The sequence below is a fragment of the Amycolatopsis acidicola genome (assembly GCF_007713735.2).
Lineage (GTDB): Bacteria > Actinomycetota > Actinomycetes > Mycobacteriales > Pseudonocardiaceae > Amycolatopsis_E > Amycolatopsis_E acidicola.
In genome coordinates this window covers 271,060-292,764 of sequence record NZ_VMNW02000001.1, presented here as the reverse complement: position 1 = coordinate 292,764, position 21,705 = coordinate 271,060, and the positions used below count along the sequence as shown (strand labels likewise).

The 21,705-nt window shown below is 68.6% G+C and carries 23 protein-coding genes and 1 tRNA gene; 10 read left to right on the top strand and 14 right to left on the bottom strand.

Annotated features, from left to right (window positions below; all coding sequences use genetic code 11):
* Nucleotides 1-8: 8 nt before the first annotated feature.
* The gene (locus FPZ12_RS01455) at nt 9-890 is read right to left on the bottom strand and encodes a hypothetical protein (protein ID WP_144746442.1); all 882 of its coding nucleotides are present in this window, start codon (nt 888-890) and stop codon (nt 9-11) included.
* A gap of 219 nt (nt 891-1,109) precedes the next feature.
* On the opposite strand from FPZ12_RS01455, the gene FPZ12_RS01450 reads away from it, so the two are divergent.
* The gene (locus FPZ12_RS01450) at nt 1,110-1,379 is read left to right on the top strand and encodes a hypothetical protein (RefSeq protein ID WP_144746440.1); all 270 of its coding nucleotides are present in this window, start codon (nt 1,110-1,112) and stop codon (nt 1,377-1,379) included.
* Here the strand turns inward: FPZ12_RS01450 and FPZ12_RS01445 are convergent.
* Entirely contained in the window at nt 1,369-2,067 is a 699-nt protein-coding gene (locus tag FPZ12_RS01445) for a GntR family transcriptional regulator (protein ID WP_144746438.1), read from the bottom strand. The genes FPZ12_RS01450 and FPZ12_RS01445 overlap by 11 nt on opposite strands.
* A gap of 126 nt (nt 2,068-2,193) precedes the next feature.
* Here FPZ12_RS01445 and FPZ12_RS01440 point away from each other — a divergent pair, with 126 nt between their 5' ends.
* Complete coding sequence (locus tag FPZ12_RS01440; RefSeq protein ID WP_144746436.1) at nt 2,194-2,799, top strand: 5-oxoprolinase subunit B family protein; 606 nt, start codon at nt 2,194-2,196, stop codon at nt 2,797-2,799.
* On the top strand, nt 2,799-3,659 hold the full coding sequence (locus FPZ12_RS01435) for a 5-oxoprolinase subunit C family protein (RefSeq protein ID WP_144746434.1): 861 nt from the start codon (nt 2,799-2,801) through the stop codon (nt 3,657-3,659). The genes FPZ12_RS01440 and FPZ12_RS01435 overlap by 1 nt, the downstream gene beginning before the upstream one ends.
* A gap of 33 nt (nt 3,660-3,692) precedes the next feature.
* Here FPZ12_RS01435 and FPZ12_RS01430 read toward each other — a convergent pair.
* Both FPZ12_RS01430 and FPZ12_RS01425 read right to left on the bottom strand, forming a co-directional pair.
* Nucleotides 3,693-3,777: transfer RNA gene (locus tag FPZ12_RS01430), tRNA-Ser, on the bottom strand.
* A gap of 20 nt (nt 3,778-3,797) precedes the next feature.
* Entirely contained in the window at nt 3,798-4,256 is a 459-nt protein-coding gene (locus tag FPZ12_RS01425; RefSeq protein WP_144746432.1) for a MarR family winged helix-turn-helix transcriptional regulator, read from the bottom strand.
* 478 nt (nt 4,257-4,734) lie between these two features.
* On the opposite strand from FPZ12_RS01425, the gene ypfJ reads away from it, so the two are divergent.
* Nucleotides 4,735-5,655, top strand: a complete 921-nt coding sequence (gene ypfJ / locus FPZ12_RS01420) for a KPN_02809 family neutral zinc metallopeptidase (RefSeq protein WP_150980163.1) — start codon at nt 4,735-4,737, stop codon at nt 5,653-5,655.
* A gap of 59 nt (nt 5,656-5,714) precedes the next feature.
* On the top strand, nt 5,715-6,692 hold the full coding sequence (locus FPZ12_RS01415; RefSeq protein WP_144746428.1) for an NAD(P)H-quinone oxidoreductase: 978 nt from the start codon (nt 5,715-5,717) through the stop codon (nt 6,690-6,692).
* 49 nt (nt 6,693-6,741) lie between these two features.
* Here FPZ12_RS01415 and FPZ12_RS01410 read toward each other — a convergent pair whose 3' ends face one another.
* Entirely contained in the window at nt 6,742-7,941 is a 1,200-nt protein-coding gene (locus FPZ12_RS01410) for a cysteine desulfurase-like protein (RefSeq protein ID WP_144746426.1), read from the bottom strand.
* A 131-nt stretch (nt 7,942-8,072) separates the two neighbouring features.
* Here FPZ12_RS01410 and FPZ12_RS01405 point away from each other — a divergent pair, with 131 nt between their 5' ends.
* A complete protein-coding gene (locus FPZ12_RS01405) occupies nt 8,073-8,630 on the top strand; it encodes a bacterial proteasome activator family protein (RefSeq protein WP_144746424.1) in 558 nt (185 codons plus the stop codon).
* A gap of 20 nt (nt 8,631-8,650) precedes the next feature.
* Here FPZ12_RS01405 and FPZ12_RS01400 read toward each other — a convergent pair whose 3' ends face one another.
* The 6 genes from FPZ12_RS01400 to FPZ12_RS01375 form a co-directional block, all read right to left on the bottom strand.
* Nucleotides 8,651-10,282 carry a hypothetical protein gene (locus FPZ12_RS01400; protein WP_144746422.1) on the bottom strand — a complete coding sequence of 544 codons (1,632 nt, stop codon included), beginning with the start codon at nt 10,280-10,282 and terminating at the stop codon, nt 8,651-8,653.
* Nucleotides 10,266-10,715 carry a hypothetical protein gene (locus FPZ12_RS01395; protein ID WP_144746420.1) on the bottom strand — a complete coding sequence of 150 codons (450 nt, stop codon included), beginning with the start codon at nt 10,713-10,715 and terminating at the stop codon, nt 10,266-10,268. Before FPZ12_RS01395 ends, FPZ12_RS01400 begins: the two co-directional genes overlap by 17 nt.
* Nucleotides 10,712-11,395 carry a hypothetical protein gene (locus FPZ12_RS01390; protein ID WP_243769612.1) on the bottom strand — a complete coding sequence of 228 codons (684 nt, stop codon included), beginning with the start codon at nt 11,393-11,395 and terminating at the stop codon, nt 10,712-10,714. The genes FPZ12_RS01395 and FPZ12_RS01390 overlap by 4 nt, the downstream gene beginning before the upstream one ends.
* Before the next feature lie 63 nt (nt 11,396-11,458).
* Entirely contained in the window at nt 11,459-12,328 is an 870-nt protein-coding gene (locus tag FPZ12_RS01385) for an N-acetylneuraminate synthase family protein (protein WP_144746418.1), read from the bottom strand.
* The gene (locus FPZ12_RS01380; RefSeq protein WP_144746416.1) at nt 12,325-13,518 is read right to left on the bottom strand and encodes an acylneuraminate cytidylyltransferase; all 1,194 of its coding nucleotides are present in this window, start codon (nt 13,516-13,518) and stop codon (nt 12,325-12,327) included. The genes FPZ12_RS01385 and FPZ12_RS01380 overlap by 4 nt, the downstream gene beginning before the upstream one ends.
* 36 nt (nt 13,519-13,554) lie before the next feature.
* Entirely contained in the window at nt 13,555-15,417 is a 1,863-nt protein-coding gene (locus FPZ12_RS01375; protein WP_166462512.1) for a glycosyltransferase, read from the bottom strand.
* A 250-nt stretch (nt 15,418-15,667) separates the two neighbouring features.
* On the opposite strand from FPZ12_RS01375, the gene wzm reads away from it, so the two are divergent.
* From wzm to glfT1, 3 genes are read left to right on the top strand one after another with little or no spacing between them, the layout of a single operon-like run.
* Complete coding sequence (gene wzm / locus FPZ12_RS01370) at nt 15,668-16,627, top strand: galactan export ABC transporter permease subunit Wzm/RfbD (protein ID WP_144746412.1); 960 nt, start codon at nt 15,668-15,670, stop codon at nt 16,625-16,627.
* A 9-nt stretch (nt 16,628-16,636) separates the two neighbouring features.
* Nucleotides 16,637-17,455, top strand: a complete 819-nt coding sequence (wzt, locus tag FPZ12_RS01365) for a galactan export ABC transporter ATP-binding subunit Wzt/RfbE (protein WP_144746410.1) — start codon at nt 16,637-16,639, stop codon at nt 17,453-17,455.
* Between the two features lie 2 nt (nt 17,456-17,457).
* The gene (gene glfT1, locus FPZ12_RS01360) at nt 17,458-18,369 is read left to right on the top strand and encodes a galactofuranosyltransferase GlfT1 (protein WP_144746408.1); all 912 of its coding nucleotides are present in this window, start codon (nt 17,458-17,460) and stop codon (nt 18,367-18,369) included.
* Here the strand turns inward: glfT1 and FPZ12_RS01355 are convergent.
* Nucleotides 18,366-19,145 carry an ESX secretion-associated protein EspG gene (locus tag FPZ12_RS01355; RefSeq protein ID WP_144746406.1) on the bottom strand — a complete coding sequence of 260 codons (780 nt, stop codon included), beginning with the start codon at nt 19,143-19,145 and terminating at the stop codon, nt 18,366-18,368. The genes glfT1 and FPZ12_RS01355 overlap by 4 nt on opposite strands.
* A 225-nt stretch (nt 19,146-19,370) precedes the next feature.
* Here FPZ12_RS01355 and FPZ12_RS01350 point away from each other — a divergent pair, with 225 nt between their 5' ends.
* Nucleotides 19,371-19,613 (top strand): hypothetical protein, encoded by a 243-nt coding sequence (locus FPZ12_RS01350; RefSeq protein WP_144746404.1) that lies wholly within the window; start codon nt 19,371-19,373, stop codon nt 19,611-19,613.
* A gap of 25 nt (nt 19,614-19,638) precedes the next feature.
* On the opposite strand, the gene FPZ12_RS01345 is transcribed toward FPZ12_RS01350, so the two are convergent.
* Complete coding sequence (locus FPZ12_RS01345; protein ID WP_144746402.1) at nt 19,639-21,111, bottom strand: hypothetical protein; 1,473 nt, start codon at nt 21,109-21,111, stop codon at nt 19,639-19,641.
* A 2-nt stretch (nt 21,112-21,113) separates the two neighbouring features.
* Nucleotides 21,114-21,704, bottom strand: coding sequence for a DUF3558 family protein (locus FPZ12_RS01340; RefSeq protein WP_166462511.1), 591 nt, complete (start codon nt 21,702-21,704; stop codon nt 21,114-21,116).
* Between the last annotated feature and the right edge of the window lies 1 nt (nt 21,705).

Below are 21,705 nucleotides of genomic sequence, written 5' to 3'. Positions count from 1 at the left end.
ACAGTGGATTACCGGAGCCTGCCCTCGGCGATCAGCTCGATGCCGTCGGCGGTGATCCGCAGCAGGCTGGGCAGCAGCTCCGCGACCGGTCCGCTCTCGCGGATCTCCTGCTCCATCCTGCGCGCCCGGAACGAGCCGGTCTGCTCGATCAGCGCGAAGTCCGGCGACGGGATGCAGACGGCGAGATCGGTCCACCCGCCGGTCATCTTTTCGATCCAGGCGGGGAAATCGGGCAGCATGATGGCGGCCGCGGCGTTGATCCCGTCCTGGCGACTGATGCGCGTGAACGGGCCGTGCTCGCTGTCCGAGCGCTCGAACCGGAGCCCGGTCCGGACCGCGTGCACGGCGTCGGCCATCCGCCTTGGGAACTCGTCCGGGCCGGCGAGCTGGTTGCGCAGCAGGTGATGCATGCCGATGGTGCCGTGCGGCGTCGGCCCGACCTGCGCGAGCGTGGCGTAGATGTGGTCGCCGACGACCGGGACCCACGGCATCAGTTCCTTGATCGTGGCGCTGTCCGGCAGGGAAGCGCTGCGCAGGACCGGCAGTTCCTCGCCGCGCCGCGGCAGTTCCGCTTCCGCCTGCTGGGCTTCCAGCACTTCACGCGCGTGCGCGAACGCGGCCTCCCAGTTTCCCGCGCGCGGCCGGTCGAACTGGTGGCGCACCTCGATGTCGGCGAAGGTGTCGCGGATGAAGACCTCGTCGATCGCGGACGGCTTCCAGAGCGCGAAGATCCCGGTGATCTCGCCCGCTCCCACGCGCTCCCCCAGCTCCCGCCACGAATTCCGGACGGCTGTCTCGTCCTGCGCGTAGGTGTCCACGTGCAGCGCGTCGTCCAGGTCGTCACCGCGGAGGAAGATGATGAAGTTGCGGGTGGGGTCGAGTGTGTCCACGCCCCAAAGCTACAAACGCGTGTCAATCCCCGTACCTGGGGTGTCCACTCTGGACAGTGTTCCGTACGGGCACCCGTACCGGCTCCCGTACCTGGTCGCTGACCTGCGATTTCCGGGTCGGAGCGCGGTCAGCTCACGGTAGTCGATCGGTCAGTGCGCCCCGGCAGAATCGGACCCGCACGAGGGAAAACCATTCTGGGGGGAATGGACGGCTGAACTATGCCCGAGACTTCCACTTCCTGTGCCCTGTGCGGCGGGACCGGCGCGGACGGCTGGTTCGTGGAGCCGGTGTTCGACCACGAGACCGGACTGATCTCTTCGCGGGTTGTCGACTGCGACGCGTGCCGTGACCGCGGCGTGCCGGTGACGCCGCTGCGCCAGAACCGCCGCCGTGGCGTCGAGAAGAAGCGCACCCCGGCCCGCCGTCGCACCCGTCTCGTCGAGGCTTGGCTGCGCGGCAAGTCGCGCGGCACCAGGATCAGCGCGTGAGCTGGTAGGCCTGCACCAACTGCTCTTCCGCACCGTCGAAGTACTCGTCGAGCCGGCGCTCCGCGTCGGCGAGCTGTCCGGCCGCGATCAGATCGGCGATGGACCGGTTGAGCCCGAGGTAGGGCTCGTGGAACTCACGCGGTCGCGACATCACATGGAACGCAAGGCGCAACTCGGCCAGCAGCTGCCGCATGATCTCGTCCACGCGGGGGCTGCGGGCCAGTGCCGCGAGCGCTTCGTGGAACCGCATGTTCGCTGTGCCGACTTCGAGCCAGCTCTCCCGTTTCGCGGCCTCCTCGCCGACCGTCACCGCTTCCCCCACCGCGCTGACCAGCTCGGCCGAGGCCCCTTCGGCGTAGCGCACCGCGGAGGTCTCCAGCATCCGCCGGATGCGGTAAAGGTCCACGACGTCCTCCGCCGAGAGCACCCGCACGAACACGCCGCGGTGGAACTCGTGCACCAGCAGCCTTTCGTGCACCAGCAGGCGAAACGCCTCGCGGAGCGTGTTGCGGGAGACCGCGAGCGCGCGCCCGACACTCTCTTCCGACAGCCGTGTCCCTGGCAGGAGCACGCCGTCGATGATGCGCTGTCGCAGCACATCCGCCACCCGCTCGGCCGTACTCGTCCGGTCGAGGAGCGCGCGGTCGCCTGCCAGCAGATCCGCCCAGGGATCTTCCGCCGTGGTCATCGGGCCTCCACTCGTCGGGGCGAGTTTAACAAGAAAGTTGCACAAGATCCTTGCAGGATTGTTCAACAATTAGCTAGGGTGGCCCTGGTCACCGGAGCCCCGCGCCATGGAAGGCGGTGATCGGCGATGAAGCTCTTGCGCTGCGCCGATTCAGGATTGCTCGTCGAGTTCGGCGAGCTGCCCGAGGTGCTGGCCATGCACGCCGCGCTGACCGCCGAACTGCCGAAGGGCGTGACCGAACTCGTCCCCGCCGCGCGGTCGTTGTTGCTGCGGCTCGATCCGGAGCACGCCGACATCGAGAAGATCGAGGCGCTGGTCCGCGCGCTGCCCGGCAGGCGGGCGGCCGAGCGGGAGCTGGTGAGCGTGCCGGTGGCCTATGACGGCGAGGATCTGCGCGCGGTCGCCCAGTTGACCGGGCTGACGGAGTTCGAGGTCGTCGACGCGCACACGAGTACAGAGTGGACAGTCAGTTTCGGCGGCTTCGTCCCGGGTTTCGGTTACCTGTCAGGAGATCGCGCAAGGCTGGACGTGCCCCGCCGCACGGTGGCGCGGACCAGGGTGCCCGCCGGATCGGTCGCGTTGAACGGAACTTTCAGCGGGATCTATCCGAGGGACACGCCCGGCGGGTGGCAGCTGATCGGGCACACCGACCTGGAGGTCTGGCGGACCGACCGCGATCCGCCCGCGCTGCTGCGGCCCGGGGTGCGGGTGCGGTTCCAGGAGACCGTTTGATGCGTGCTGGTCTGGAGATCGTCGACACCGGTCCACTTGCGACAGTGCAGGATCTGGGCAGGCCCGGCTATGCCGATGTCGGCGTGAGCACCTCCGGCGCGGCGGACCGCGCGTCGTTCCGGCTCGCGAATCGCTTGGCAGGCAACGAAGAAGGGCTGGCCGCCGTCGAAATCACCTTCGGCGGTTTCACCGCACGCGCCCTGCACGACACGACGGTCGCCATCACGGGCGCGCCGTGCCCGATCACCGTCGACGAGCGCAGCGGCGCGATGAACTCGGTACTGCGTCTCCCCGCCGGCGCCGTCCTGCGCCTCGGCACGCCACACACCGGCCTGCGCACGTACCTGGCCGCCCACGGCGGTTTCGATGTCGAGCCCGTGCTGGGCTCGCGGTCCACGGATCTGCTGTCCGGCCTCGGCCCGCCGCCGTTGCGCCGCAACGATGTCCTGCCCGTCGGGCGGACCGCCGGCCTGTGGTCCCCTGTCGGCATCGCCCCCGTGGCCCCGCCGCCCGCGGACGAGCTAACCGTGCGAATCACGCCGGGCCCTCGCGCCGACTTCTTCACCGAGGACGCCCTGCGGACGCTGGTGTCCGAGCCGTACGCCGTGACGTCGGAGAGCAACCGGATCGGCATCCGCTTGTCCGGCAAGGTACTCAGCCGCACCCGCTGCGAAGAGATGCCGAGCGAAGGCATTGTGCTCGGCTCGCTACAGGTGCCGCCCTCCGGCCAGCCCACGCTGTTCCTCGCGGACCACCCCGTCACGGGCGGCTACCCGGTCATCGGAGTAGTCCTGTCCACCGACGTCGACCGCGCCGCGCAAGCTCGGCCGGGGATGGTGATCCACTTCGCCATGAACTGATGCGCGGCGGCCCATGTAGAGCCGTAAGAAAAGCGGAAGCGGAGGGATTTGAACCCCCGGTCGGTTGCCCGACGCTCGCTTTCAAGGCGAGTGCATTCGGCCGCTCTGCCACGCTTCCCTAAAGTGCAGGGTAGCCCGTCACTCGTCCAGCTGGTGCAGGTGTTCCTCGACCCGGTGGAAGGCCTTCGCCAGCAGCGTCTGTTCCTCGGTGGTCAGCAGGTCGATCAGGTGTGTCCGCACGCCTTCGACGTGGGTGGGGGCGCATTTTTCCAGCATGGCGTGCCCGGTGTCGGTCAGTTCGGCGGCCACCCCGCGCTTGTCCTCAGGGTCGGCGACGCGGCGTACGTAGCCGGCGTCTTCCATCCGGCCGATCTGGTGCGACAGCCTGCTCTTCGTGGAGCCGAGCAGGCTCGCCAGTTCCGACATCCGCACGCGCCCGCCCTCATCGAGCACGACGAGCACCTCGTAGTCGGTCAGTGAGATGTCGTGGGATTCGCTCATCTCGCGGTGCAGCCGCTGGCGCAACCCCATCGTCGCCACGATGTAGGACCGCCAGGCGCGCATCTCCGGCTCGCTCAACCAGCGCACATCGCCCATGACAGGGAACCCTATCCGCCGACCCAGAATAGGCCCGGAAGAGGGATAACGGAATGGTTGAGACTCGCCGAGAGAAGGCGCATCCTGGTTGACAACGGAAGGATCGACCCCAGGACAGGGGCGCATCACCGAGGTGTGCCGCGCGGGGCCGTCCACCGGGAGAGGCCAGGTGATTCAATGGCGAATGATCCCTCGCGGTTGACTGCCGGCTGTGTACCCACGGCCGGGATGGGGTGAGTCCAGCCCGGTCGCGAATGCGAGCAGCACGGGTGTCAACGCCATGCGCTCGATCAACCTCTCGCGCATCAACGGCGACGTTCTAGCCTGCCTCCAGGTGCTGTCTCCGTGCACGCACCGGCAATGCGAGTCGCCGGCCCGAGAGGCAGCCAACCGCCGAACACGATGACAACCTCGAAGAAACCTGGGTGCGGTTCCGACGTGGACCGCACCCAGGGTCGTGTCGGTATGCTCCCGCCTCGTGAGGTTCGACGACGACGCAGGGCTCGACGCATCCGAGGTCTCCGATCTCCGCGGCGGCGGAGGTGGCGGGGGTATCGGCGGCCGGGTCGTACTGGGTGGCGGCGGGCTCGGCGTGGTCGGCGTGATCATCTACTTCGTGCTCAGCCAGGTCGGCGGCATCGGCCCGTCCAGCAACGCCGCCGGGCTCAGCCAGCTCGGCTCCGGCCAGCAGGTCAGCAACAGCTCGCTCGCCTCCGAATGCCGCACCGGCGCCGACGCCAACCGCAACCACGACTGCGCCGTGGTCGCCATGATCAACTCGATCCAGGACTACTGGGACGGCCAGTTCGCCCGCTCCGGGCGCACCTACCGCAAGGCCACCACCAACTTCTTCAACGGCGGCGTCCGCACGGGCTGTGGCAGCGCCACCTCCGACACCGGCCCCTTCTACTGCCCCGCCGACTCCGAGGTCTACATCGACCTGTCGTTCTTCCAGGAACTGCAGACCCGCTTCGGCGCCGATGGCGGTCCCTTCGCCGAGGCCTACGTGCTCGCCCACGAGTACGGCCACCACATCCAGAACCTCCTGGGCACCTCGAACCGCGCGGGCAGCGGCTCCGGGCCGACGTCCGGCTCGGTCCGGCTCGAGCTGCAGGCCGACTGCTACGCCGGGGTGTGGGGCAATCACGCCACCACAACCCCGTCGTCCAGCGGCAAACCGCTGATCACCGACGTCACCCAGGACGACGTGCAGCGGGCCCTCGACACCGCCTCCCGCATCGGCGACGACTACATCCAGAAGAACCTCGGCAACGGCAAGGTGGACACCTCGCAGTTCACCCACGGCACGTCCGCGCAGCGCGAGAAGTGGTTCAACACCGGGTTCTCCACAGGCGATCCCACCAAATGCGACACCTTCAACGCGAAGAACCTGGGCTGACAGCCACTGCTGGACGTCAAGACTGCGGTCGGACGCGGGCCGCGGATAGGGTCGGGCCCATGCGTGCGATCACCATTCGTGAACCCGGCGGCCCCGAAAACCTCGAGTGGACCGAGGTGCCCGATCCGGTCCCCGGCACGGGCGAGGTGCTGCTGAACGTCGCCGCCAGTGCTGTCAACAGGGCGGATCTGATGCAGCGGCAAGGCAAATACCCGCCGCCGAAGGGCGCCAGCGACATCCTGGGCCTCGAGTGTTCGGGCACGATCGCGGAGCTCGGCGAAGGCGTCGAGGGCTGGCAGGTCGGCGACGAGGTGTGCGCGCTGCTCGCGGGTGGCGGGTACGCGGAGAAGGTCGCGGTTCCCGCGGTGCAACTACTGCCGGTGCCCGGCGAAGTAAGCCTCGTCGCTTCCGCGGCGTTGCCCGAGGTGGCCTGCACTGTCTGGTCGAACGTCGTGATGGAAGCGGGCCTGCGCGAGGGCGAAGTGCTGCTGGTGCACGGCGGCGCGGGCGGCATCGGCACACACGCCATCCAGGTCGGCAAGGCGCTCGGCGCGACGGTGGCCGTCACGGCGGGTTCGGCGGAACGGCTGGAGCGTTGCCGCCAGCTCGGCGCCGACATCGCGATCAACTACCGCGAACAGGACTTCGTCGCCGAGCTGCAGAAGGAGACCGGCGGCGCGGACGTCATCCTCGACAACATGGGCGCCGCGTACCTCGACCGCAACATCGACGCGCTCGCGACCAACGGCAGGCTCGCGATCATCGGGATGCAGGGCGGGATCAAGGCCGAGCTGAACATCGCCAAGCTGATCGGCAAACGCGGCCGCGTCGGCGCGACCACGTTGCGCGCCCGCCCGGTGGACGACAAGGGCCGGATCGTCGCGGACGTGCGGGAACGGCTGTGGCCCTTGGTCAAGGAAGGCTCCGTGCAGCCGGTGATCGGCCAGGCCATCCCGCTCGCCGAGGCCGCCGACGCGCACCGCGCACTGGATGAAGGCGGAGTGTTCGGGAAGGTTCTGCTTACGGCGGGGGGCTAGCCGCGCGCAGCGTGTCCGTCAGGGGTGGTGGTCGGGCCGGCGGGTGGGATTAGCGGAGTTCCTCCAGTACGCGGACGAGCTGGTTGATCTCGAAGACGTTCGAGTAGTGGGCGAGGCCGATGCGCACCGCGCCGCCGACCTCGCCCACCCCGAGCGCCTCGAACACGCCGTCGGTGCCGTCGTCGGCGAACGCACACAGGCCTTGGGACGCCAGGTAATCCGCCACCTCGAACGCCTTCTTGCCCGCCACCGCGAACGCCAGCGCGGGGATCCGTCGCATGGCGTCACCGATCACCATCACGTGCGGCAGCGACCGAAGTTCCGTCGTCAGCTGCTGCAACAGTCCCGCGTGGTACGACTTCGCGGACCCGAGCGAGGTCACCAGGCGCTCGCGACGGGAGCCCGTCGCGGCGTCGTCGAGCCCGGCGAGGTAGTCGATCGAGGCGATGAGGCCGGCGAGCAACGGGTACGCGTGCGGGCCGAGCTCGAGCCTCGCGGGGCCACGGGCGTTCGGCTCCAGCGACACGGAAGGCAGTCGCTCCAACATCTCCGGGTCGCGGAAGGCCAGCGCGCCGACCGCGGGACCACCCCATGCCTGCGCGGACACCACGACCACGTCGGCGCCGAGCGCCTGCGCGTCGAGCGGAATGAAGGGGGCCGCGTAGCTGGCGTCGACGACCACCATCGCGCCGACCCGCTTCGCGAACTCGGCCACCGTCGGCACGTCCGGCCTGGTGCCGACGGAACCCGACGCCGCGGTGATGGCGACGGCTTTCGTGCGTGGTCCGACCAGGTTTTCGTACTGCCACGCCGGCAGTTCGCACGTCTCGATGTCGATCTCGCCCCAGCGCACGATGGCGCCGATCCGCTTCGCCGCGTGCCGCCACGGGGCCAGGTTGGCGTTCTCGTCCAGTCTGGACACCACGACCTCGTCGGCCAGCTGCCAGCGCTCGGACATCGCGTCGACGAGGCGGCGCAGCAACACGGCCGCGCTCGACCCGAGCACGACACCCGCCGGGTCGGTGCCGACGAGATCCGCCACCGCGCGCCGTGCCGCGGTCACGATGCTCTCCGCACGCTGGGATGCCGGAAACGCGCCGCCAGGTCCGGAAACCGGGGCACGCATCGCCGTGGACACGGCTGAGGCCACCTGTTCGGGTACCAGCATTCCGGCAGGGCCGTCGAAGTGGATCCAGCCGTCACCCAGCGCGGGGAACAACCCACGAATTCGAGCGACGTCGAACGCCATGTGAGACACCGTACGGAGGGGTAATTTCGCTGCGCGTTCGGGGTTGGCGTGCGCGCGGCGGTGACCCCGCGAATCAGGCTAGGCTCGGACTCGTCAGACCCTTGTGACGCCGACCAGGCCAGGATGGAGCAATGACCCAGCCGAACTACAACAGCAACCACTCGGACGAGCAGCCGGACCACGTCGTGGTCGTCGGCCCCGATGGTTCCCCGGTGGGCACGGCACGGATCGGTTCGGACTCCGACGAGCAGCAGGAGTCGGTCGGTGACCTGGTCGAAGAGCCCGCCAAGGTGATGCGCATCGGCACGATGATCAAGCAGCTGCTGGAGGAGGTGCGCGCCGCCCCGCTGGACGACGCGAGCCGGGCCCGGCTGCGCGAGATCCACCAGACGTCGGTGAAGGAGCTGGAGCAGGCGCTCGCGCCGGAGCTGCAGAGCGAGCTGGAGCGCCTCGTGCGCCCGTTCACGGAGGACTCCACCCCGTCGGACGCGGAGCTGCGGATAGCGCAGGCCCAGCTCGTCGGCTGGCTCGAAGGCCTGTTCCACGGCATCCAGACGGCGCTGTTCGCCCAGCAGATGGCGGCCAGGGTGCAGCTGGAGCAGATGCGCCGCGGCCTCCCGCCTGGCGCCTCCGCGGCCCGTGGCGAAGCCCCGACGCCGGGGATCAGCGGCACCGGCCAGTACCTGTAGCGAACGTCCACACGGGACGGTCAGCGGTGCGGGCACACCTCGACGTCGTCGGTCCGCAGCGGGTGCGAACAGTCGTAGATGTCCCGGATCGCTTGGGCGAGCCGGGGTTCCAGCTTGTCGACGTCGAGCCAGCCGCGCACCCACACCAGGTAGCGCACGCGCGGATCGGTCAGGCAGGCGGCGTTCTCGGCGTAGCTTTCGAGGCCACGCAGCTCCGGAAGCTGTGTGCTGCGCGCGAGGAACGTCGGTGACGGGTAGCGGCAGGGCGTCGGGTTGCCGAGGAAGTACGGCACATCACCGAAGGCCAGGTACAGCACTTCCGTGTCGGCGCCGATCCGGTCACGGATCGCCGGGAGCTGCCCGGCGAGCCGGGTGGTCATGTTGACGCGGTCGGTGTTGCGGCTGTCGGCGGCGCTGAAGTCGAAGGAATACGGGCTGCTGGGCCAAACCTGCACGGACAGCGCGGCCACGGTCACCAGCGCGGGCACCACGAGCATCGGCCTGCCGCCGGCCCGCGCGGGCTCGACCGCGGCCAGGACGCAGCCGAGCAGGACGACACCGCCGAGCACCCAGTAGGCCGGGGCCTGGTGCGCGTGCCGCCACTCCTCCGGCTGGGCCGCCACCCACGGCGCCACCCCGGCGAGCACAGCGGTGAACGCCACCAGCGTCCACGGCGGGTGCCGGTACTCGACGCACCAGCGGCCGACGGCCAGCGCCCATACGCCCGCTGCCAGCGGCAACAACGGCGTCAGGTGGTACTGGAACCACTGCGCCTGCAACAAGGCCGTGGCGGAAACAGCGAGCACACCCACTGCGAGCAACAAAACCCACCAGCCGCGTCGTAGCCGCAGCAACACCACGACGCTCACCGGCAGCAGCGCGAACAACGGGTTCTGCAAAGCCTCGTTGACGATCAGCCTGCCCAGCGCGATCAGATCGATTTCCCCGCCGTTGAGCGGAGAACTCCCGTTGAGCGCCGAGAACTCGTGGAACCAGCGCCATTCCCGCGGTTCGGCGAGCACACTGAGGCCGAACAGGGCCGGGCCGAGCACCGCGGCCGCCACCGTCATCCACAAGGCCCGGCGCCGGTCCACCAGCACCACGACACCGATGGCCAGCAAGGCAGTCGGCGCGGTCGTGAACTTCACCAGCACCGCGAGCGCCGCACCGAGACCGCCCAGGATCGCCGACAGCCACAGCCTTTTCGGCCACAGCGCGCCGGCGACGGCGGCCGTGGCGAAGAGACCGGCGAGCCACTCCGGCTGCAGGAAATCCCAGTTCGGCGAAAGCGCGAGCGCCAGCCCGACCGCGAGCGCGATGATCGAGGCCTCCGGGCGCCGAAGCGAGGCGCGCAACCACAAAGCGACGAGCGCGACGAGTACCAGCGCGGCGAGCCGGATCTCCGTCTCCGACGAGAGGTGCATCGCCGGCACAAGCATCAGCCGGTAAAGCAGCGGCCGGTGCACGAAAACCCCGACCGGGCCGATTTCGCTGGCACGAAGGCAACCAAGCACAAACCGGACGTCGTGGTTCAGACCGGTCCAGAAGAGTGTGACGAGAAGCGGGACAGCGGCGAGCAGGCCCACCAGCCAGGCACCGCGACCGATCGCGGGACTGGGGGCTTCGAGCCTGCGCTCAGTCGCCACCACCATTTCGGGTCAACGCCTCTTCCACCCTGGCCAGGCGCTCCTCGTATTGCGCCACGGCGGAGGTGCGAGCGCGCACGCGCGCGTGCTCTGCCCGCGCTTCGTCCACGTCCGGGACCGCTTTCGCGTTGCCCGCGGGCTTTTCCAACGTCGCCAGCCGCGGCTCGATGGCCGCCACGTGCGCGGCGAGCCGGCGCAGTTCGTCGTCGTGCCAGCGGAAATGCCCGTCCAGCTCGTCGGCACGGTGATCGGCGTGCCCGCGCAGCCCGTTCAGCTCGTCCCGCACCGCGTGCAACTCGCCGCGCAGGTCGGCGAGCTCGCGGTGCAGCTGCTCGAACCGTGGCCCGAACCGCTCGTCGGTGACCTGCTCGATCCGCCAGCGAAAGCGCTTCCACAGCGGGAACGCCGCCGCCTTGCCCAGTTTCTTCACGGCATTCACGGAACCAACTCGATTCTTCCTTCGTCACTCCACGATCGGAGCAGCGCGGACTCCGCCCGCAGCTTGTGGTCGCCGGTGACGTTCACACGTTCTCCCCACGCATGCGCGAAGGTGGTCTGGTCGGGGTCGTCGATGATCGAGTACCCGGTGAGCCGGATCTTCGCCTCGGGGAACAGCCGCACCGCGAGGTACGCGACGAGCGTTCCCGTCGTGGCCCACGCCGGCTCCGCCGGGTCGAGCCCGAGCAGCAACCCCAGCGGCTGCACGAACGGCCGGTTCGGGATCGGCACGAAACCGAGGTCCTCCGGCCACCAGTCCGGGATCACCTCGGGCTCCCAGTGCAACCTGCCCGGCTCGGCCAGCAGGTACAGCCGCGAGGTGTAGTCGGCGAATGTGTGCGGGCTGACCAGCACACCGCGGTGCAGCACCACGACATCCGTCTTGCGCCCGTAGGCCCGCTCCCCGCCCGGCTCGTCGAGCGCGAACGTGGTCATCCGGATGACCAGGTCACTGTTGTCGATCAGGTCGGCACGCGGGGCGCTGGCCGGCATCGGCGCGTTGCCGACGACGGTCACCGTGTCCACGCGCTGCCCTCGCCCGTAGGCCACCAGCAGGTCCCGGAACACGTCGAGCTGTGCCGACGTGTCCGCCTGCTCAGGCACGGCCTCTGCGACGCGCACGGCATCCACCTCTCACCGGGAGTTGCCCGCAGACTGTAGCCAACCGGCTACGAAGATCGTCCTTCACACCCGGCGAAGCCTGCGCCGCGGCTTTTCCTCGCCGGGGAACACGCGCTTCACGCCGTCACCGAGCGCGACCTCGACATTGCGGATGTCGCGCACCAGCCGCCGCAGCCCTTCCGGCTCCAGCGACGCGGCCTGGTCCGAACCCCACATCGTGCGGTCCAGCGTGAAATGCCGCTCCACGAGGCAGGCGCCCATCGCGACGGCGGCGATCGAAACCTGGAGGCCGCGTTCGTGCCCGGAGTACCCGATCGGCACCCCGAACCGGTCGGCGAGCGTGTGCAGGGTGCGCAGGTTCGCCTCCTCCGGCGGGCACGGGTACGTCGACGTGGTGTGCAGCAGCACCAGGTTTTCCTTGCCCAGCAACTCGACCGCCGCGTCCACTTCCTCCATTGTGGACATACCGGTCGACGCGATGATCGGCTTCCCGGTGTCGCGCAGCGCTTTCAGCAGCTCGTGATCGGTCAGCGAGGCCGAGGCCACCTTGTGGCAGACCACGCCGAACTTCTCCAGGAACTCCACACTCGGGACATCCCAGGGCGAAGCGAACCAATCGATGCCGAGTTCCTTGCAGTACCGGTCGATCTCCTCGTACTCGGGGATGCCGAACTCGACCCGGTACCGGTAGTCGAGGTACGTCATCTGGCCCCACGGGGTGTCGCGCAGCGTGTCCCGCATGTCCGGCGGGGTCGCGATCTCCGGAGTGCGCTTCTGGAACTTCACCGCGTCCACGCCGGTTCCGGCGGCGATCCGGATCAGCTCCTTGGCGATCTCGATGTCGCCGTTGTGGTTGATCCCGATCTCCGCGACCGTGTACACCGGCCGGCCGGCGCCGACCTGGTGCTCGCCGATCCGCACGGCTGTAGTCACTGTTCATTCCTCCGTTCGACCGCCTGCAAGACGAGGTCGGCCACTTCCCGGACCGCGCCGAATCCACCGGGCCGCCGCAGCACGAGGCGGGCCACCTGCCGCACCTCGGGCCGGGCGTCCTGCACCGCGATCGGCCAGCCGACCATCGCCATCGCTTCCAGGTCACGCAGGTCATTGCCCACGTACGCGACGCGCGCGGGATCCAGGCGCTGCTCGGCCAGCCACGACTTGAGCACGGCGGCCTTGTCGCCCACCCCGTGCAGCACCTGCACGCCGAGTTTCTTCGCGCGCGCCGCCACCACGGGGTTCTGTTCCACGGACAGGATCAGCAACGGGATACCGGCCTTGTGCAGCCTCGCCACGCCTGCCCCATCGGACCGGCTGACCACCACCCCCTCGGTGCCGTCCTGCAGCACCAGCGCGCGGTCGTCGGTGTGCACCCCGTCGAAATCCGTGACTATCGCGTCGACGTCGATCTCGTTGCCCGCCGGCGCGTCGATCGACGCGGCCAGCGCTCGCGCTATCGCCAGGTCCTCCTGGGTGTCGATCTCGATCGCGTGCGTGGCCGGCATTTCCACGAGCCCGATCCGGCCGAAGAACCGGTGCCGCGCCGCACGGAACCCGGCCACGCGCATTCCGTACACCGCACCGGTTTCCCGGAACTCCGGCTCCCGCTGCTGCCGCAACGGGCGGACCGCCGCATCGTGGTTGACCGCCAGCGCCGTGCCGTCTTCCCCGCGCCGCCAAAGGAATTCGTGCACGCGGACCGCGGTGAAGGCGCAGTCCCAGCCCTCGTCCACGATCAGCGACACCACGCCCTCGACGGTCTCGGTGCCGATGAACGGCGACGTGCACTGCACCATCAGCACCACGTCCGGATCCACGCCGTGTTGCTCGGCGTACGTGTCCAGCGCGTGCAACAGCACGGCCTCCGACGACACCCTGTCCCCGGAGAGCTCCGCGGGCCGTGGCAGCACGGCGGCGCCCGCGGCTTCCGCCACCGCGCCGATCTCGATGCTGTCCGTGCTGACCACGACCTCGCCGACGCCTTCGGCATTGCGCAACGCACGCACCGCGCGCGTGATCAGCGGATCGTCGCCGACCTTCGCGAGGTTCTTCCCCGGTACGCCCTTCGACCCGCCGCGGGCGGGCACCACGGCAAGGACCCGGGTTCCATCGCGTTCAGCCACGCCGACGAGCGTACGGACCCGAACCACCTGGCCCGGTCACCGGTCCCCGAACAGGCGTTCCCAGTTTTCCTTGCTGGTCAGCTCACGCTGCGCGTCGAGGTACTGACGCACCGTGGCATCGGCGTTCTGCCGCAACCGCCACAGCACCTGCAGGCCCTCGCGGCCCAGTTTGAGCATCAGCTTCTTGTCCAGCCTGCGCACGCGCACACCGGTCTGCGAGGAGTCGGTGATGACGGCCGTGCGGAACAGCGAGACGTGCCACCAGTGCTCATCACCGGCGCGGATCGCGGCGCCGCCGCCCGGCTTGTCCAGGTATTGGTAGACCAGCCGCTTGAGCAGCACCATCGTCGGCTTGGACGGGGTGAAACCGGGGCGGCTGATCGGGATGTAGTCGGCGTTCACGCCGGTGCGCGCGGCGGGCACGATGTGCGTCTCCGGGAACTCCGCGCGCAGCATCCGCACCGCGGGCACCACGTTCGCCCCGCCGTCGGCCAGCGTCTTCGGGCCGTCGAGGAAGTCCTCGATCGCCTTGATCATGGTGGCGGCCAGCCCGTACTGCATCGAGGCCAGCGTTTCCAGGAACTCGTTGAGCAGGAACTGGAACATCGCCTGCGACTGCAGCTGACCGTGCAGCGCCGCGGTGATCAGGCCGTTGCGGTAGTGGAAGTAGCGGGCCCAGTCGTCCCAGCCCTTCCAGTGCAGGTCCTGGTGCCAGACGCCGGCGCCGGGCAGGGTCACGGTGTAGAAGCCCGCCGAGCGCGCCCGCAGGCCGTACTCGACGTCGTCCCACTGGAAGAAGATCGGCAGCGGGTAGCCGACCTTGCGGACCACCTCGGCCGGGATCAGGCAGCACCACCAGGCGTTGTGCGTCGCGTCGACACGCTTGTCCTGGTTGTGGTCCAGCATCGAGCGCTGGGAAAGCGAGTCGCTGCGGTCGATGCCGGCGCGCAGCTTCGGCAGGTTCGCGATGTCGGCGTCCACGAACAGCTGGCCGGGGTGCAGTTCACACAGGTTCTGCCCGCCGACGATCATCGGGTCCACCGTGCTGTTGGCCAGCGCGCTGATCCGCATGATGGTGTCGGACTCGAGCTTGATGTCGTCGTCCATCAGCAGGACGTGCGCGTCCTCGCCGCCCGGGCCCTCGAGCACCTCGTACATGCCGCGGGTGAACCCGCCAGCGCCACCGAGGTTCGGCTGGCGGACGTAGTGCAGCTTGTCGCCGAGAAGTTCCTTGACATAAGCGAACTTCTCGCGCGATTCGACGGTGTCGGTGCCCTGATCCGTGACGTGGACGGCGGCCACGTACTCGCGGGCCACCTCGTCCTCGGCGAGTTCGGTGAGCGTCTCGATGCAGTAGTCGGCGCGGTTGTGGGTGCAGATCACGACGGAGACCGGGCGCACGGCCTGCGGCGCCTCGACGGTCCAGCGGACGTTCTCCACGACCAGGCGCCCGGCGCCGGTTTCGATGTCCAGCCAGATGGCGCCGCCGTCGACGAACCTGTCGATCGGGGCGGTGAGGCTGACCTGCTTCGCGGTGGCGTCTTCGACCGTGAGGCTGGTGACGGAGCGGCTGTCACCATGGCTGTCGCCGGCGGTGATGACGAGCTTGCCGGAGCCGGTGACCGTGGCCTCGACGTCGATCGTCTTGACGTCCGTCCAGCGCTGCCAGTAGCTCGCGGGGAAACGGCCGAAGTAGGTATTGGTGGTGACCAGTGCGTGCGGCTCGAGCGTGACGCGCTCGCGTGCCAGCTCCGCCGCACCGACGGAAGCCTCGGCATACATACCGTCCGGCGCCGGGAAGGCACGTGACGTGAAGAAAGTCCGCTGCGCGAGCAAGCGCGAAGACGGTTCGCCTTCCGGACGCTCCGCGCGTCTTTCCGACTCGGCCACCTGGGTCATGCCGTTTGCACCCCGCTCCATGGGTATTTGAATTTGTCGAAACAACAGAAGGGACCGGACCACGTTCGGGTCACTGACCTGCGAACATGACTCGAATCAACGTTACCCGTTTCATCGAGAAGGTGGCCGACACGTTACCGGGAGAACGCGCTGAACGATCACCGACCCCGCCGAAAGAGACGCTTCGGACAGCGCACGGTTGCGCCCTCCCTAACGGGGAGCGACACGCCCCGGTCGCTACCCTTGCCTCGTGCACGCCACCAGCACGGTCGACAAGGCCAGTGATCCTGTGACCAACAGTCAGCAGATGCCGCTGTCGTCGGACAGTCGCACGTTCGGGCGCGCCTTCGGCGACATCAAGGAAGGCTTCTCGCAGCGCGAGCTGTGGGGCCACCTCGGTTGGCAGGACATCAAGCAGCGCTACCGCAGGTCGGTGATCGGACCGTTCTGGATCACCATCAGCCAGGGGGTCATCTCGCTCGGGCTGGGCCTGCTCTACTCACAGTTGTGGGGCCTGAACACCCCGACGTTCCTGCCCTACATCTCCACCGGGTTCATCGTCTGGACCTTCATCTCCGGCTGCCTGACCGAGGGCATGGAAACGTTCATCACGAACGAAGGCCTCATCAAGCAGATCCGGGCGCCGTTGACGGTCTACGCGCTGCGCACGGTCTGGCGGCAGACGCTGATGTTCGCGCACAACCTCATCGTCGTCGTGATCATCGACGTGATCTTCTTCTCCAGCCTGAGCCACCAGTACGGGCTCACCGACGGCACCTGCGGCCCTGGCACGCCGATCTGCCACCCCGGCCTCGGCTGGTACTCGCTGTCCGCCATCCCGGCGTTCCTGCTGCTGGCGTTCAACGCGTGGTGGATCACCCTGCTGCTGGGCATCATCTCGACCCGCTACCGGGACATCCCGCAGGTGATCGGCTCGCTGATCCAGCTGCTGTTCTACATGACCCCGATCGTGTGGCCGATCGACCAGCTCTACGGCCACGGCGCCCGCTCCGGGATGGCCAGCTGGGTGGTGCCGATCGTGCACCTGAACCCCTTCTACCACTACGTCCAGATCCTCCGGGCGCCACTGATCGGACAGGCCGTCAACCCATGGAGCTGGGTGGTCGTCGGCGGCATCACCGTGGTCGGCTGGGCGCTCGCCCTGCTCGCCATGCGCAACTACCGGGCCCGCGTCTCCTACTGGGTGTGAGAACTAGACATGGTCAGCATTGACGTACACAACGCGTTCGTCGATTTCCCGATCTTCGACGCGAAGACGCGTTCGCTGAAGAAGCGGGTGCTCGGCAAGGTCGGCGGCAAGATCGGCACCGAGAGCAAGGTGCCGGTGATCGAGGCGCTGCAGGACGTGTCGCTCTCGCTCGGTGAGGGCTCGCGCGTCGGCCTGGTCGGGCACAACGGCGCCGGCAAGTCCACCCTGCTGCGGCTGCTGTCCGGCATCTACGAGCCCACCCGCGGTTCGGCCAGGGTCGTGGGCAAGGTCGCGCCGGTCTTCGACCTCGGCATCGGGATGGACCCGGAGATCTCCGGCTACGAGAACATCATGATCCGGGGCCTGTTCCTCGGCATGACCCGCAAGCAGATGGAGAAGCGGGTCGACGACATCGCGGAGTTCACCGAGCTCGGCGACTACCTGGCGATGCCGCTGCGCACGTACTCCACCGGTATGCGGGTGCGCCTGGCGCTGGGCGTGGTCACCACGATCGACCCGGAGATCCTGATCCTCGACGAGGGCATCGGCGCGGTGGACGCGGCGTTCCTGAACAAGGCCCGTGACCGTCTCGTCGATCTGGTGAAGCGCTCCGGTCTACTCGTGTTCGCTTCACACGCCGACGATCTACTGTTGGAGCTGTGCACCTCGGCCGTCTGGATGGACGAAGGTCGGATGCGCATGCAGGGTTCGCTGCGTGAGGTCCTCACCGCGTACAAGGGGCGGGACCCGTACGAAAGCATCAGCGCGGAGACAGCCGAACGGATCGGCGCCGAACGCACTGTCACCGTCAAAGCCTCCGGAGAGTGAGTATGAGCAGTCCCGAGCAGGCGCCGCTCGGCAAGGGCGCCGTGGTGGCCGTCGTGGTCACCAGGCACCGGCGCGACCTGCTCGCGGACTCGCTGAAGGTGCTCGCGGGCCAGACCAGGCCGGTCGACCACCTCGTCGTCGTGGACAACGGTCCGGACCAGCCCGCCCGTGCGGTCGTGGACACGTATCCGCTGCCGCACACGTACCTGCCGTCGCACCGGAATCTCGGTGGCGCCGGCGGGTTCGCGCTGGGCATGCTGCACGCGCTGTCCCTCGGCGCGGACTGGGTTTGGCTGGCCGACGACGACGGCCGCCCCGCCGACGAGACAGTGCTCGAGGTGCTGCTCGACGAGGCGGAAAAACGTGGCCTTGCCGAGGTTTCCCCGGTGGTCACCAACATCGAGCAGCCGTCGAAGCTGGCCTTTCCGTTGCGCCGCGGGCTGACCTGGAAGCGGTCCTCGGCGGAGCTGGGCACCGATTTCCTGCCCGGGATCGCGTCGCTGTTCAACGGCGCACTGTTCCGCGCCTCCACCCTGGACGTGGTGGGTGTGCCGGACCTGCGGCTGTTCTTCCGCGGCGACGAGGTCGAGGTGCACCGGCGGCTGGTCCGCTCCGGGCTGCCGTTCGGCACGTCGTTGAAGGTGTCGTACCTGCACCCGGACGGCTCGGACGAGTTCAAGCCGATGCTGGGCGGGCGGTTCCACGCGCAGGATCCGGAGAACGAGGTGAAGCGGTACTACACGTACCGCAACCGCGGATATCTGTTGTCCCAGCCCGGAATGCGCAAGATCGGCGCGCTGGAAGTGATCCGCTTCGGGCTGTATTTCGTCGGCGTGAAACGGGATCCGAAGGCGTTCGTGCAGTGGCTGAAGCTCGTGCGCCAGGGGCAGCGCGAGCGTTTCTTCCGGTTCTAGAAGAAAGCGCGCAGCTGCTCGTGCAGATGGTGCGCTATCCGCGCGTTGTCCGCCGGCGCGTAGGTGATCCAGCTCTGCCCGTCCTCGGCTTCGCGTGAGGTGACGAAGTAGCGGCCTTCGTCGGTGTCGAACCAGGCTGTGGGCGTGAGGCGGCGGGCTTTGTTGTCCCGGCCGGGGACGATGGCCGAGAACTGGCCGATGCGCAGCTTGGGTTTCTGGAAGATCCGCTCCACCATGCGCAGCTGGGCGGGCGCCGTGGAACGAGGCTTCGAAACGGCGGCGAACGGGTCGTATCCGCCGTCCTCCACGCGGTGCCTGCCGCTCGGCTTCGGCGCGGGCTTCGCCACCGTGACGGACTGTCCCGCGGCGGGCGGCGTCGCGGGTAGCAGGTCGACCACACCCGCGACGATCGAGGTGGGGCGGAGCTGCTGGAAAATCATCAGGTTCTGGTCCTGCCGGGCGACGACGGCGAAGCGGCCGTCGCTGGCGGCCCTGGCGAAAAGCTGTTTGCCGTCCTCCAGCTGCGCCACCGCCGTGACCGCCACCGGCGCGGTCGTGAGGATCCTGATCGCCGCCTCCGCGTCCGGGTCGATGCGGCCGCCACGGGCGAGGCCTTTTGCTTCCAGGTCACGGAAAACGGCCTCGCGCACCTGGGCCCGCTGCTGATGCGTGGTGCCGATGTAGGGCACCTCGAACGGCACCGGCGCGCGCCCGAGCCGCAGCTGCTCGAGCACGATGTCCAGCGCCGCGAACGAGAGCGAGAACTGGTGTGGCATTTTCGGATCCCCCTCGGTTTTCTTCCCCGCAGCACGTTACCGATCCGGCCGGAAGTAGGCGGATACGGATCCGCGGCCGATGTGCCCGAAGTGATCTGTTTCCGCTGTGGCTGTAGTCGGATCGGTAACGAACGGCACAGTAGCGGATCGGCGGTGGGGCCGTCGGCGTTCTCCCCTCAGCGAACCGGGTTGCCGGGCAAGATCGGTTGCTGCTGTTGTAGGGAGATGGCCGAAACGAAACCCGCCCTGGTCCTGCACCTGGCGAGCCCGGGTGAGCCGCTGGTGTTCGCCCTGCCCGCGGAGGGCGCGGACGAAGTGGCGAAAAAGCTGCCGCTGCTACTCGAACACGGTTCCGTCGAGTCATTCGAGACCAAAGAGGACTCGAGGATCGTCGTGAACTTCGCGCACGTCGCGGTCGCCTATGTGGACGACCTCGCGCGCAAGGGCAAGGTGTTCGGGTTGCACTGACAGGGTTTTCCGCGGCTGGGCGCCCCTACTCGCCGATCACCGGCGGGGCGGTGCGCTCTGCTGTGCCGAAGACGTCGTCGGGGTCGGGCTCGATGAGCCACGAGGGACGCTGGTGCTCCTCGTCCTCTTCGCCCTGGCCCTTGCCGCCGTGGCCCATGCCGCTCGCGCCGCTGCGGCCGGCTGCCCCGCCGCTGCGGCCGCTGCCGCTCGCGCTCTCGGCCGCGCCGGCGCCGCCCGCGCGCGCTCCGCTCTGGGCGCCCGCGCTGCCGCTGCTGGCGGCCGAGCCGCTGCTCGACCCGCCAGGGCCGAAGCCGCTGCCGCCGCGGCCGACTTTGCTGGAGTACTCGTCGCCGTCCGCGCCGCCGAAGCCGCCGCCCATGGCGCCCATCGGCATGCCGCCCATCGCGCCAAGGCCGGACGTCCCGAGATTCGACGGGGAGGACGTGTTCGAGGAGTTGTTCGCGGGCTGGTAGCCCTGCGCGGTGGTGCTGCCCACCGACGAACCGGTCTTCGAGCCGGTGCGCGGGGCGCTGGCGAGCCCGGCGAGGCTGCCGCTGAAGGAGTTCGCGCTGTTGCTGCCGGCCGTGCCGCCCGAGACGTTGCCGCTGTGGCCGGACGCGCCGACGTTGCTGCCAGTCGGGCCGGTGTAGCCGGAGGAGCCCGTGCCGTCGATGCTGCCGCCGACCTCGCCGATCGAACCGGTGCCGGGGCCCGCGAAGGCCGGCGGGGTGCTGAACGCCGGCGCCTGCGACGCGGCCGTGTACAGGTTGTTGTCGTAGCTCGACATGACCTGGACGGCCTGGTCGTGCGCGTCCTGGCTCTGCTGCTGTTTCTCGAACGACTGGTCGATGTTGCTGACCAGGTTGAGCGGGTTCGAGCTGGCCCAGCTCTTCATCTCGTCCGACCAGCTGAACGGGATCGGGTCCGGCATGGTGTTCTTCGCCGTCTCCGCCGCCGAGGACTGGTTGTAAACAGCATCCGACGCGAGCTGCGCCGCCTGACCGCTCTGGTCACTCCACGTGCCCAGCCCGGAAACGAAGTTGTACGCCGACTCCGCCGCGTCGCCCTTCCATGTGGCGCCGGACTTGGTCGCCGCCTGCGAAAGCTGCTGCCCGAAGGTGGACATCGCGTTGGCGAGCTGGTTCCAGGCCGTCGAAACGCCCGTCACCTGGCTGGGGTTGACGGTGCTGACCATGTCCTTGAGCTGCTGGTGCTGGTAACCCGCGTAGGCGGCGTCGGACTGTGGGACGTCCGTCCGGTACTCGACGTTCTGGCCGAGCTGCTGGGCCTGCTGGGAGCGTTGCTGCTCGGCCGCCTGCTTCCCCTGGCTCTCGGCGACCATGTTCTTGAAGATCTGGATGAAGCCCGGGTCGTTGGGGTCGTAGCCGGCCGCCTGGAGCTGCTGCCGCGCCTGCTCCTCGGGAGAGACGTACCTGCCCTGGCCGTTGTAGCTGCCCAGGTCCCCCTGCTGCCCACCCGGCTGCTGCGGATTGGTCATGACTACCCCTCGTACTTCGGGAGCTTGGGTTCGACGATGTTGGCGATCTGGCTTGCCGACTGGCAAGCCTCGGTCGCGTTGGTGCCAGCGCCGATGACGTAGGTGACGTCGACTCGCGCACTGGCTGTGACGCCCAACGCGACAAGACACTTGGCACCCACACTGCTCATGAACTGCACCGCCGGCCGGCCATTCACATTTCCTTTGCTCGCGGTGCCGCCGCTCGTATTCACGGCATCGAGCCCCTGGTCCGGCCGCACGAGAATCGTGAAGCTCGTCGAGTTGTCATCAACAGAACGACCGTTACGCTGACAAGTGCTCGCGGCACCGCTAGCGTCGGTCGACTCAGGCTTACCGGGCGCCTGCGCTTTGAACTGTGCGGCTTCCTGGTCGGTCAGGAGATCGCAAGCTTGAAGAGTTGCGACCGGATTATTGCCTCCCGAATCGCTGGTGGAAGAACCGGCTGGTGCGACCGTCTGCGAACTCACCGGGGACGGTGTTCCGGTTTCCGGACTCGAGCAACCCGCAAGACCCAATGCCAGAGCACTGGCGGCCACCAGAATGGAGGCGTGCTTACAACTGACGTTAAGCATC